Source organism: Lysinibacillus canaveralius (genome assembly GCF_047301505.1).
Lineage (GTDB): Bacteria > Bacillota > Bacilli > Bacillales_A > Planococcaceae > Lysinibacillus_B.
This window is the reverse complement of the sequence record NZ_CP154840.1, coordinates 2,716,536-2,729,690: the sequence shown is the minus strand read 5'-3', so window position 1 is coordinate 2,729,690 and position 13,155 is coordinate 2,716,536. Positions and strand designations below refer to the sequence as shown.

Annotated in this window: 12 protein-coding genes; all 12 read left to right on the top strand. The window is 41.3% G+C overall.

Annotated elements, in window-relative coordinates; genetic code table 11:
• Positions 1-13 precede the first annotated feature (13 nt).
• The 12 genes from nusB to AA0Y26_RS13790 all read left to right on the top strand — a co-directional run bounded on the left by nusB (position 14) and on the right by AA0Y26_RS13790 (position 13,106).
• Positions 14-394: a transcription antitermination factor NusB gene (nusB, locus tag AA0Y26_RS13845; protein ID WP_413362606.1), complete on the top strand. Its 381-nt coding sequence runs from the start codon at positions 14-16 to the stop codon at positions 392-394.
• A 33-nt stretch (positions 395-427) separates the two neighbouring features.
• Complete coding sequence (gene folD, locus AA0Y26_RS13840) at positions 428-1,303, top strand: bifunctional methylenetetrahydrofolate dehydrogenase/methenyltetrahydrofolate cyclohydrolase FolD (protein WP_413362604.1); 876 nt, start codon at positions 428-430, stop codon at positions 1,301-1,303.
• Between the two features lie 182 nt (positions 1,304-1,485).
• The gene (xseA, locus tag AA0Y26_RS13835; protein ID WP_413362602.1) at positions 1,486-2,832 is read left to right on the top strand and encodes an exodeoxyribonuclease VII large subunit; all 1,347 of its coding nucleotides are present in this window, start codon (positions 1,486-1,488) and stop codon (positions 2,830-2,832) included.
• The gene (gene xseB, locus AA0Y26_RS13830) at positions 2,826-3,059 is read left to right on the top strand and encodes an exodeoxyribonuclease VII small subunit (RefSeq protein WP_413368217.1); all 234 of its coding nucleotides are present in this window, start codon (positions 2,826-2,828) and stop codon (positions 3,057-3,059) included. The genes xseA and xseB overlap by 7 nt, the downstream gene beginning before the upstream one ends.
• Positions 3,060-3,061: 2 nt before the next feature.
• Entirely contained in the window at positions 3,062-3,946 is an 885-nt protein-coding gene (locus AA0Y26_RS13825) for a polyprenyl synthetase family protein (RefSeq protein ID WP_413362600.1), read from the top strand.
• Positions 3,947-4,038: 92 nt separating this feature from the next.
• Entirely contained in the window at positions 4,039-5,928 is a 1,890-nt protein-coding gene (gene dxs, locus AA0Y26_RS13820) for a 1-deoxy-D-xylulose-5-phosphate synthase (RefSeq protein ID WP_413362598.1), read from the top strand.
• A complete protein-coding gene (locus tag AA0Y26_RS13815) occupies positions 5,925-6,746 on the top strand; it encodes a TlyA family RNA methyltransferase (protein ID WP_413362596.1) in 822 nt (273 codons plus the stop codon). The genes dxs and AA0Y26_RS13815 overlap by 4 nt, the downstream gene beginning before the upstream one ends.
• 283 nt (positions 6,747-7,029) lie before the next feature.
• The gene (gene ahrC / locus AA0Y26_RS13810) at positions 7,030-7,479 is read left to right on the top strand and encodes a transcriptional regulator AhrC/ArgR (protein ID WP_413362594.1); all 450 of its coding nucleotides are present in this window, start codon (positions 7,030-7,032) and stop codon (positions 7,477-7,479) included.
• Between the two features lie 16 nt (positions 7,480-7,495).
• Positions 7,496-9,187 carry a DNA repair protein RecN gene (gene recN, locus AA0Y26_RS13805; protein WP_413362592.1) on the top strand — a complete coding sequence of 564 codons (1,692 nt, stop codon included), beginning with the start codon at positions 7,496-7,498 and terminating at the stop codon, positions 9,185-9,187.
• Positions 9,188-9,278: 91 nt separating this feature from the next.
• Positions 9,279-10,214: a SpoIVB peptidase S55 domain-containing protein gene (locus AA0Y26_RS13800; RefSeq protein ID WP_413362590.1), complete on the top strand. Its 936-nt coding sequence runs from the start codon at positions 9,279-9,281 to the stop codon at positions 10,212-10,214.
• 241 nt (positions 10,215-10,455) lie between these two features.
• On the top strand, positions 10,456-11,247 hold the full coding sequence (gene spo0A / locus AA0Y26_RS13795; RefSeq protein ID WP_413362588.1) for a sporulation transcription factor Spo0A: 792 nt from the start codon (positions 10,456-10,458) through the stop codon (positions 11,245-11,247).
• Positions 11,248-11,775: 528 nt separating this feature from the next.
• A protein-coding gene (locus tag AA0Y26_RS13790; RefSeq protein WP_413362586.1) for an IS3 family transposase occupies positions 11,776-13,106 on the top strand; the annotation gives its coding sequence in 2 pieces (ribosomal slippage) (positions 11,776-12,154 and positions 12,154-13,106; 1,332 coding nt in all).
• Positions 13,107-13,155 lie beyond the last annotated feature (49 nt).

Genomic DNA, 13,155 nt, shown 5'->3' with positions numbered 1-13,155 from the left:
GGAGATTTAATGTATGAAACGACATGATGCGCGCGCTAAGGCGCTGCAAGTATTGTTTCAATTAGACAGCACCGAGCTTCCTATCGAGGAAGCAATCGAACATGTTCTTGAAGAGCAAAAAACAGATGCTTTTTTAGAACAGCTTGTACGCGGGACAATTGAACATAAAGAGAGAATCGACGCAGCGCTGGAAGAAAAGCTGGAAAACTGGACACTTAACCGTCTACCAAAAATTGAAAGAACTGTTTTACGCCTATCCGTTTACGAACTTTTATACATGCAGGATGCACCTCAGCGAGTAGTACTGAACGAAGCGATTGAGCTTAGTAAAGTGTACGGGGATGAAAAATCAAGCAAGTTTGTAAACGGTGTACTTTCTAAATTTACACAATAAAAAGATTCGGTGAACATTGGAAGGAGTAACAACATGTCAAGTGCAATCATTAATGGTAAAGAAATTGGTCAAGAAATTCGTAAGTCAGTAGAAAAACGTGTGGAAGAGCTGAAAGAGCAAGGCGTTACGCCAGGGCTTGCAGTAATTCTCGTAGGGGAAAACCCGGCGAGCAAGACATACGTTGCGAACAAACAAAAGTCCTGTGAAGCGATTGGTATGTTTTCTGAGTTAATTAAACTGCCGGAAGATGCAACACAAGAGGCTTTGCTAGATCAAATTCGAGATTTAAATGAACGTGAAGATATTCACGGTATCCTTGTACAACTTCCTCTGCCAAAGCATATTGATGAGGAAGCAGTCATTGCAACGATTTCTCCAGAAAAAGATGTGGATGGCTTTTCCCCAGTAAGTGTAGGGAAAATGATGTTAGGACAGGATACGTACTTGCCATGTACTCCATTCGGTGTCATGAAGCTTTTAGAGCATTCAGGTATTGAAGTAGCTGGAAAACATGCTGTAATTGTAGGGCGCAGCCACATTGTCGGCAAGCCCATGGGACAGCTTCTTCTTCAAAAGGATGCAACGGTAACATATACGCATTCTAAAACACCTAATCTGCCTTCTTTCACGAAACAGGCTGATATTTTAATCGCTGCAGTGGGACGTGCTAAGTTTATTACAAAAGAACATATTAAACCGGGTGCTGTTGTAATTGATGTAGGGATCAACCGAGATGAGAACAACAAATTATGCGGCGACGTAGATTTTGTAGATGTGGATGATGTAGCATCCCACATCACTCCTGTTCCGGGCGGTGTTGGTCCAATGACGATTACTATGCTGCTCGAAAACACAGTGCAAGCTGCTGAAAAGAAGTTAGGACGGGACAAAGCAGTTAAAAACATGTAAAATAGGTGAAGTATTGATAAGGGTGTCTAAATGCCAAACAGACATCCTTTTCTTTTGGTGTAGAAGCGGCATATCATCTTGCCTAGTATGCATTGAATGAATAATGATCTATCTTTTCATATTATGGGCTGCACCTATCTAACCAAAATTAGTAAATACATAAAAGTAAAGGGGGCGCAAGCATGTCGTCTTCATACTTGAGCGTAAAAGCGCTGACAAAATATATTAAGCGGAAATTTGAAGCCGACCCACACCTTCGCGAAGTATATGTGAAAGGGGAATTGTCGAACGTAAAGATACATACATCCGGACACATCTATTTTACATTGAAGGACGACGGCGCACGTATTAATGCAACTATGTTCCGGGGACAGGCCGCAAAGCTATCGTTCCGTCCCGAAGAGGGTATGCAGGTGTTCATCCGAGGAGATGTCAACGTATATGAAGTGGGCGGTACGTATCAATTATATGCACAGACGATGGAGCCGGACGGTATCGGCGGCTTATTTGTCGCATTCAATCAATTAAAGGAACGCTTACAGAAAGAAGGACTCTTTAATCCGAATTTTAAGCAGCCAATTCCATTATATCCTCAAACAATCGGTGTTTTGACTGCAACAACAGGGGCCGCTATCCGTGATATTTGTACAACGATTGGAAGACGTTATCCTCAGGCTGAAATCTGCATTTATCCAACACTCGTCCAAGGGGCAAGTGCGGCGGCAGATATTGTAAAGAACATTCAATTGGCAAACAAACAGGCAATGTGTGATGTACTGATTGTAGGCCGTGGGGGCGGTTCGATAGAAGATTTATGGGCTTTTAATGAGGAAATTGTCGCCCGTGCAATCTTTGAAAGCCGGATTCCCATCATTAGCGCAGTTGGCCATGAAACAGATACGACTATTGCAGATTTTGTAGCGGATTTACGGGCACCGACGCCTACAGCAGCAGCGGAGATTGCGGTACCGAATCGCCAGGAACTGTATCAACGTGTTCTGAAAGGGCAATCACATATGCATCAGATGATGACCGCAAGACTTCATTTCGAGCGAACGCGTCTGACAAAGCTGCAGAATGCATACCCGCTTGCTATGCCTGAGCGCCTTTATCGGCCGTTTACGGAAAAACTTGCGCAAATGGATACACAGCTGCAGAATGCTACATCGCTTTATTTTATGAAACAGCGGAACGCCCTAGAACGTATGCAGACTCATCTCCGAATGCAGTCTCCACAGCAGCAAGTGACCTATGCAAAGCGGCAATTGGACAGTATAACCCAACAGCTTACTCGGTCAGCTTTTGCAAATATTCAGCAAAATAGACGGCAGTTCGATGGCGTAATCCGTACGCTGGGTGCATTAAATCCATTAGCTATTATGCATAAAGGATTTAATGTTTCCTATAAAGACGGAAAGGTAGTTAAATCAGTGGATCAACTGTCTCCTGAGGATTTGGTTGAAGTTGCTTTCCATGATGGAACGGCAAAGGCTAAAATACTTGAAGTAGAGAAGAAGGGGGAATTGTGATGTCACAGCAATCATTTGCAGCGGCGATGACAGATTTGGAAGAGGTTGTCCGTAAACTAGAGCAAGGGGATGTACCCCTTGAAGAGGCAATTGATTTATATAAAAAAGGCATGGAACTCTCGCAGTTTTGCCATGAGAAACTTACGAATGCAGAGCAGCAACTTATTTCAATAGTAGGTGAAGATGGTTCTAAACAGCCGTTTTCATCAAATATGGGTGAGGGATAAACATGAGTGGACGCTTACAGGATTTTATGAACAAGCATATACCGAATATTGAATCGCATATGTACGGACTAGTGAAGGATGTGCCTGGTCCACAGACTTTAAAGGATTCCATGCTTTATTCGCTTGAAGCTGGAGGGAAGCGCATACGTCCATTATTTGTGACGGCTGTCTGTGAAATGTTCAATCAGCCGAAGCAGGCGATGTATACAGTAGGAGCAACGATTGAAATTATCCATACTTATTCATTGATGCATGACGATTTGCCATGTATGGATGATGATGACCTGCGCCGCGGAAAACCGACGAATCACAAAATATTCGGAGAAGCTTTGGCTGTGTTAGCTGGAGATGCGCTGAACTCACTTAGCTTTGGCATCCTTGCACGAATGGAAGATGTGCCATCTGAACAGCGCCTAGAACTGATTCGGATGCTAAGTGAAGGAGCGGGAGCAGAGGGAATGGTTGGCGGCCAAGTACTTGATATGGAAGGAGAAAAGCGCCAGCTGAACCTAGAAGAGCTCGAAAACGTCCATATTAATAAGACGGGTGCCCTTCTTCGATTCAGTATCGAGTCAGGGGCAGTATTATCCGGTGCAACAAAGGAAGACCGTGAGGCATTGGTGGAATATGCACACCATATTGGTCTTGCATTCCAAATACAGGATGATATTTTAGACATCGAGGGAACGAGCGAGCAGTTAGGTAAAACTGCCGGCAAGGATATTGCCAGCGATAAGAGTACGTACCCAGCGTTGTTGACGTTAGAGGGAGCGAAAAACAAGCTGGACGAGCATTATAAAGCGGCTGTTGGCGCTTTAGAGCGTCTATCGGTGGATGCTGCGCTGCTGCATGAATTTGCTACGTATATTGTCCGTCGAAGCAAGTAAGAAGTGTAACGTTTTATTCTCACGTTTAACACTGTTATAATAGTGAGTATCGCAAACACGGTGAATAAATAGATGAAAAGGTGTGTGTAGAGATGGATTTAAACAAAATTTCTAGTCCATCCTTTTTAAAGGGCTTGAACAACAAACAATTAGAGGCACTAGCAAAGGAGATCCGTGCATTTCTAATTGAAAAATGTTCTGTCACTGGAGGTCACATCGGTCCGAATTTAGGTGTAGTAGAGCTAACGATCGCTTTGCATAAAGCGTTTAATAGTCCAACAGATAAACTTTTATGGGATGTAGGACACCAAGCCTATGTGCATAAAATTTTAACAGGGCGGGCAAGCCAGTTTGATACATTGCGCCAATTTAAAGGATTGTGTGGATTCCCGAAACTTGTTGAAAGTGAACACGACGAGTGGGAAACAGGGCATAGTTCAACTTCATTGTCTGCTGCAATGGGGATGGCTGCGGCACGTGATATCCGCAAAGGAAAAAACTTTGTTATCCCAATTATCGGGGACGGTGCATTAACAGGTGGTATGGCGCTGGAGGCGTTGAACCATATCGGCCATGAAAAAACGAATATGATTGTTATTTTAAATGACAATGAAATGTCGATTGCCCCTAATGTTGGTGCACTACACGGCGTATTAGGCCGACTTCGTACAGCGAAGGAATATTCGAAAGCAAAAGAAGAGCTTGAGCGTTTGATGCTAAAAATTCCTGTACTTGGGGATAAATTGGCGACGACGGCAGAGCGTGTAAAAGACAGCTTAAAATACCTTGTCGTATCAGGTGTATTTTTTGAAGAGATGGGCTTTAAATATCTTGGACCAATTGATGGTCATGATTTTGAAGCGCTGGAAGATACATTAGAATATGCGAAAAAAGTAAAAGGCCCAGTACTTGTCCACGTGATCACGAAAAAAGGTAAGGGATACAAACCTGCTGAAGAGGATACAGTAGGTACTTGGCATGGTACCGGCCCGTACAAAATGGAAAATGGGGAGTTCGTCAAATCGGCTGTTAAAGGGCCAGCTTGGAGTAGTCTTGTGGCTGAATCTGTAAGGAAGTGTATGAAGGACGATGAACGTATTGTTGCCATCACACCTGCCATGCCTGTAGGATCAAAGCTAGAACGTATCCAAAAGGACTATCCAGAGCGGTTCTTTGACGTTGGGATTGCTGAACAGCATGCTGCGACGATGGCAGCAGGTCTTGCAACACAACAAATGAAACCATTCCTGGCTATCTATTCAACATTCCTGCAGCGAGCATATGACCAAGTACTTCACGATATTGCTCGCCCAAATCTGAATGTCTTCATCGGTATCGACCGAGCAGGATTAGTTGGAGCAGATGGTGAAACACACCAAGGCGTATTCGATATTTCGTTCCTTCGACATATTCCAAATATTGTACTGATGATGCCAAAGGATGAAAACGAAGGCCAGCATATGGTAAAGACAGCACTTGAATACAATGACGGTCCAATTGCGATGCGATATCCGCGCGGCAATGGGGTAGGTGTAGAAATGGATGCAGAAATGAAGGCGTTGCCAATTGGTTCATGGGATGTGCTTCGTGAAGGAAAGGATGCAACAATTCTAACATTCGGTACTACCATACCGATGGCAATGGAAGCTGCTGAACTGCTGGCTGAACAAGGTGTCGATGTAAAGGTTGTCAATGCCCGTTTCATAAAACCATTAGATGAAGAGATGCTGCACGGCTTAATGAAGAAGGGTGCGCCAATTTTGACAATTGAGGAGGCTGTCCTGCAGGGAGGCTTCGGAAGCGCCGTTCTAGAATTTGCTGCAGATCATCACTACAAAACAGATATTGACCGGATCGGAATCCCGGATAAATTCATTGAACATGGAAATGTAGACCAGCTTCTTGCCGAAATCAATGTGACAACGGAAGAGACGGTCAAACGAGTAAAAGCTTTACTACAAAAGCAGGTAGAAACAGTATGACAAAACAACCAAAAGAACGTGTAGACGTTCTATTAGTGGAGCGCGGGCTATGTGAAACGCGGGAAAAAGCAAAGCGCTCCATTATGGCAGGGCTCGTTTATACAAATGAAACGCGCATTGATAAAGCGGGAGAAAAGATTGCCATCGATGCACCGCTTCAAGTAAAGGGCTCTGATTTAAAATACGTAAGCCGCGGCGGTCTGAAGCTGGAAAAAGCATTACAGATCTTTGATATGAATGTCGAAGGGAAGCTAATGCTCGATATTGGCTCTTCAACTGGCGGTTTTACAGATTGTGCTCTGCAAAATGGAGCGCGTCATTGTTACGCACTCGATGTCGGCTCTAATCAATTAGCATGGAAGATTCGTTCCGATGATCGTGTAACCGTAATGGAAAAAACGAATTTTCGTTATACAAAACCGGAAGACTTAAGTGAAGGTCTTCCGGATTTTGCAACAATTGATGTTTCCTTCATATCACTTTCACTTATCTTGCCAGTGTTAAAGACTGTATTGATGCCGGGCGGAGATGTAATGGCACTTGTTAAGCCGCAGTTTGAAGCAGGTAAAGAGAATGTTGGGAAAAAAGGGATTGTACGCGATTCAAAAGTCCATTTAGCAGTACTAGAGCAAACGGCTGAAATGGCAGCAGAGGTCGGTTTTGTCGTAGTAGATGCCTCTTTTTCACCGATTACCGGCGGAGAGGGGAATATCGAATTTCTCTTTCACTTAAAAAACCCAAAAGATGGCGAAGAGCTTGTACCGTTCACAGATTTTGCAAGTATTGTGACGGAAGCGCATGCACAATTAAAACAATAGCTTTTTGAAATTCACTAAATAGCTTATCAATGGATAAGAGAGATACAGTAATAAATTAATCGGGTCAAAACATTTGGTTTTAAGATCGAGGTATTTATAAGACAAAAGAATAGAAATAAGAAAAAGGTAAAATCTTATACGTAAGGTTTTGCCTTTTTTTATTTTTAAAAACGTGGAATTATTGAAATGAAAGGATTTAGAGCTTCATTTCCAATTTTTCTTGTATTTCTTTTATGCAGATGTTAGTGTAAAAATACAATCAAACTTTTTATGAGGTGAATATATGAATAAAGGTCAACGTCATATTCGTATTCGTGATATTATTACAAATAACGAGATAGAAACACAGGATGATTTGGTCGAACATTTAAAAACAGCAGGTTATAATGTTACACAGGCGACTGTTTCGCGGGATATTAAAGAGTTACATTTGGTGAAAGTACCTCTTCAGGACGGACGTTATAAATACAGTCTGCCAGCTGACCAGCGATTTAATCCGATACAAAAGCTGCATCGGGCGCTAGCAGATGCATTTGTATCCATAGATGGGGCTTCGCATTTTTTGGTGATGAAGGCGCTGCCGGGAAATGCAAATGCGATTGCCGCACTGCTTGACCATTTAGAGTGGAACGAAATTTTAGGAACAATATCAGGCGATGATACGGTTCTTATTATTTGCCGTACTGAAAATGATAGAGAAGATATTAAAAATCGATTATTAGATATGCTTTAATTCGAGGTGGAGATTATTGTTAAGAGAGCTGAGTATTCGAAACTTTGCCATTATAGATGACTTAACTGTCAGCTTCTCAGATGGTTTAACAGTATTAACAGGAGAAACAGGTGCAGGGAAATCCATTATTATCGATGCAGTTCACTTGCTGGCCGGCGGACGTGGATCGCTGGAGTTTATCCGTCATGGTGCAAGAAAGGCTGAACTGGGCGGCCTGTTTCAAATTTCCAATGATAACCATCCGATTTATGCAAAGCTAGAGGAAGCTGGACTTGAAGCGGAAGAAGGAAGCATTATCCTTCGTCGCGATTTGAATGATAATGGAAAAAGTGTCTGCCGTATCAATGGTAAGCTTGTTCCACTATCCGTATTACGAGATATTGGCGGCAGCCTTATAGATATTCATGGACAACATGAAAATCAGGAGTTAATGGATGAAAAGCAGCATATTCATCTACTTGATTATTTTGCCTATGAAGAGCTGAAGGATGTGCGGGAAGAATATAGTGAGCTCTATGATTCATATCGTGAACTCAAAAGAGAAGTACAAGCCCTCAATCTAGATGAGCAGCGTACAGCACAGCGTATTGATCTTTATCAATTTCAGATTAATGAATTGGAAGAAGCCGCACTGCAGGTGGATGAGGAAGAACGTCTGAATGAAGAACGCCGGCGCCTCATGAATTTTCATAAAATTTTTGAACGGGCCAATGTAGCATATGAGGCCATTTCTGGAGAGTCAAAAGGGCTGGATTATATCGGAAATGCAATGAACGCATTGGAAGATATTGATACTCTTGATGCTAATTTTAAAGAGACATCTGAAGCTGTTGCTTCAAGCTTTTATGCTTTGCAAGATGCAGCTTTCCAAATTAAGAATGTGCTGGATGATTTAGAGTTTGATCCTGAACGAATGAATGAAGTAGAACAGCGTTTGGCACAATATCAAGCAATGAAACGCAAATATGGAACGACTGTAGAAGAAATATTGACGTATCAGGCAAAAATTGAAGAAGAGCTGATGCAGCTTATCAATCGGGATGAAACAATCCAGCAGAGCGAAAAGCGGTTACGTGAAATGGAAGAGCAGCTGAATGTTCTGGCTGAAAAGTTATCATCTATTCGAGAAGAAAATGCCCAAAAGCTGAGCGATGCCATTATGAACGAACTGCGTGTTCTTCATATGGAAAAGGCAAAATTTATTGTGAAATTTGAGACATTGGAACATTTTGACGCAAACGGAAAAGATGACGTGGCTTTTTATATTTCAACGAACGTTGGCGAACCGCCAAAATCTCTACCGAAAATTGCATCAGGTGGAGAGCTTTCTCGAATTATGCTGGCGTTAAAAACGATTTTTTCTTCTTCGACAGGAATTACCTCCATTATTTTTGATGAAGTGGATACAGGAGTCAGCGGCAGGGTCGCGCAGGCGATTGCTGAAAAAATTTCGGATATCTCAGCAAATTCGCAGGTTTTATGTATTTCGCACCTTCCACAAGTTGCGGCCATGGCAGACCAGCACTATTATATAAAAAAACAGGTGGAGGATGACCGTACCTTTACAACCGTAACGGAAATTAAAAACGATGAGCGCATTGAAGAGGTAAGCCGCATGATGAGTGGGACAGAAATTACTGACTTAACGCTGCAGCACGCTTCTGAGCTGATTGAAATGGCTAGACAACGCAAAATGGAAATGAAATGAGTAATTAAGGATGTGTCTTCGGACACGTCCTTTTTTTTCCGTTCATAAACAATTAAAAGTGCAACATCATAAAGAAAAAAGGAGGTGGAGTATGAAAAAGAAGCTCATCCATTATGTAGTACTTATTTGGCTAATGGTTTTCACGTTTGCTATTCCTATCGAAGCAAAAAAACTCATTCCGATGGGAAACACCATCAGTGTTCAATTAGAAATGCCTCATTATTATGTCTTGAATGACGTTCTGTTGGACAGCGGTGAATGGCTCCGTAAAAGAGATCAAATACTGAAAATAGATGGCCAAGAAGTACGAGAGCTGTCAGAAGAAGATCCGCCGTCTAAGGACGCTAAAATGCTTGTCAAACGGGGTGGAAAAGAGCATACCATTCAGATCAGCGGTTCTGAACTGCAGCATTTGACGAGCTTCATCAAAAATGAAACAGATGGGATTGGTACGTTAACATATATAGACCCCGATGATATGGAATATGGGGCACTAGGCCACCAAATCATCGATCATTCGCTCGATATAAAGCCAAAAGTGATGAAAGGGTCGCTGTATCTCGCTAACATCTCACAAATCAAAAAAAGCCGCCCTGGAGAGCCCGGTTATAAGATCTCTAGTAGTGAGCGGCATGAAGCTCAGGTAGGCAGCATTTTGGAAAATGAAGTGTACGGCATTTTTGGCAAATGGCAACAACCTCTAAAACAAAGTTTGTATCCCCCGCTAGAAATTATACATGGAAAAGAAATTAAAACAGGTCCAGCACAAATGGTTACTTCAATTGAAGGCGCTACCATTGAAAAATTTGATATTAATATCCACAAGGTGACAGGAGAGACATTTCAGTTTACTGTTACAGATGAACGTTTATTAGAGAAAACAGGTGGCATTATACAAGGAATGAGTGGCAGCCCTATCGTACAAAACGAACAATTTGTAGGAGCAGTTACCCATATGTTCGTTGAAGAACCGACAAAGGGAGCGGCCATTACTATTGTGGAAATGATAAAAAAATCTCCTGAATGATGATAAAATGACTACACTTTTAAGGAAAGTGTAGTCATTTTTTCATTTTTTTATTAAAATAATAGTAATGAAAATTCGACAAAATGAAAATTAGTGATGTTGCTGTCGAAATACACGTTTTTTGTATTACTACTTAATCATTTTAGACTTTTTAAAAGGTTTTTTTTATAAACTGTCGAAATAGCAGAAATGTGTCAGTAGGCATAAATTTCAGGGGAAATTGTAAATAGGGGGAAAAAGGATGGCAAAAATTAAAGTTGCAATAGCTGATGATAATCGTGACCTTGTAAAAATGATGGAAACGTTTTTTGATAATCATGAAGCGATTGAAGTAATTTTTACAGCTTCAAATGGTAAAGTATGTATTAAAATGTTAGAACAGTATCAGCCGGATGTTCTACTGCTGGATATCATTATGCCGCATCTTGACGGAATGGGCGTATTGGAGGCTATGTATAACGATGATCAATTAGCAGATATCCCTGTCATTATGTTGACAGCATTTGGGCAAGACGACGTAATGAAAATGGCGGCTAATTATGGCGCGTCTTACTTTATGCTTAAGCCATTCGAATTCGAGCAGCTGGTACAAAAGATCCTTCATGTAGCCGGAGCAAAAATGGACGTTCCAAAGCGGAAAAGTATCTTACAGCCTGTACAAAGTCAGAAGATGGATCAGCGACAGCTTGATACGACAATTACAGCCATTATTAAAGAAATTGGAGTACCTGCTCATATTAAAGGATATTCTTATTTACGTGAAGCAATTCAGATGGTTTATTATGACATCGAATTATTAGGCTCAGTGACGAAAATTCTGTATCCTGAGATTGCAAAAAAATTTAGTACAACCCCTTCACGCGTAGAACGCGCTATCCGCCATGCGATTGAGGTGGCTTGGAATCGCGGCAGCTATGAAACGATTTCCGAAATGTTCGGCTACACAGTGCATCATATGAAATCAAAGCCGACAAATAGTGAATTTATTGCCATGATTGCGGACAAGATCCGGATTGAGATGGTGGCGAGCTAATCGTAGGTATGACAACATTTGCAGCGTAGGTGTGAGCGGAGAATGACCGGTAAACTTATTATAGATAACGATTATATTACGAAGTTTATAGCGCCTTCTAGGACAGTTTTTAACGACTGTTTTGGGCGGCGTATTTTTTATGGCATTAAGTCCGTTTTTAATCGCACTCGATCAACAATGCTCGATTACAGCGTAAAAGGTTTATCGAAAAAGCTGGTATGGGGCAGACGTTGGCGTTGTTTTGCATTGTATGTGTTGAACTCATTTGCCATGGATATTATGAAATATGCTATAGATGATCGGTAAAAAGATTATTCTTGAGGAGCATTACTCTTGTTTTGTGATTAACGTAAATATTTATATATAAATTCATCGAATAGGGTAAAAGAAAAGAACCGTTTTCCTGTTATGAACTGAACCCCGAATAGTGGACACTTTAAAAAAGGTGACATTATTCGGGGTTATTCTATTTTCATCAACTAAAAACCCCGTTATACTAACCATACCATTTATGAACGGGAGAGCATTATGAGTAAAATAATTTTCAATGAATATCAAAGAAGACAAATAGAAGCGAATCCGAATGTCATTTCAGTATCGGATCGATCGATCCAGTATACGGCGAACTTTAAATTAAAAGCCACTCAAGAAAATCTAATTGGCAAAGGACCGACTCAAATCTTTACAGAAGCTGGATTTGATTTAGAAATCATCGGTATGAAGAAGGCAAAAAGTGCAATCAGCCGGTGGAAAAAAATCTATCAAACGTACGGTGAAAAAGGCTTTTTAGAAGAACGTCGTGGAAAAGGCAGTACAGGTCGCCCTCGTGTTGAAAAATTATCGGCTGATAAAAAGTTGGAAAAAGCAGAGGCACGTATTCGTCTATTAGAGGCAGAACTAGCCCTACTAAAAAAGCTCGACGAAATGGAAAGGCAGGCGAAGAAGAATCGTTTCTAACACCCAAAGAGAAATATCAAGTAATCAATGAAACGATTCGTTTATATCAATTGAAACATATGACGAGCTATCTCTGTCAGGTAGCGCATGTCAGTCCAAGTGGTTACTATAAGTGGCTTCAAAATAGAGAGAAACATGCTTTACGTGAAGAAGCGGACTATCAAGACTACGTCTTGTTACAATCAATTTACGATCAAACGAAGGGGAAAATAGGTTATCGCGGATTTTACATGGCTTTGGTGGATATACTTGATACGCCTATGAACCATAAAAAGATTCTTCGTCTTATGCGTAAATTTAATTTGTATGCCAAAGTACGTCGTGCGAATCCATATCGCCAATTAGAGAAAGTTACAGAAGCACACCGTCATATTCCAAATCATTTAAAACGTGAATTTAAGCAAGAAGAACCTGGAAAAGTGTTTGTAACGGACATTACGTATCTACCATATAAAGGTGGCGGGACCGCTTATTTATCATGCATAAAAGATATCGCAACACGAGAAATTGTGGCCTATGAGCTGTCCACTACATTAAAGATGTCTATTGTTTATAACACGCTTGAGAAGTTAAAAACACATCTCGACGGCAATGTTCATTCGGAAGCAATGATTCATTCAGACCAAGGTTTTCATTACACACATCCTGAATTTCAACAGCGTGTGAAAGAGATGGGTCTCCTTCAATCGATATCTCGTAGAGGAAACTGTCTGGACAATGCGCCTATGGAATCGTTCTTTGGTCACTTTAAAGATGAAGTGAGCTATAAAGAAGCTGAAAGCTTAGCAGAATTACAGACTAGTGTGATGGAATACATGGATTATTACAACAACTGGCGAAAGCAATGGACATTAAAAAAGATGACTCCGGCTACTTACCGAAGTCATCTCATTGCGGCTTAACCACAACCTAGATCCCTTTTTATTAAACTGTCTACAAAATAGGGTGCAG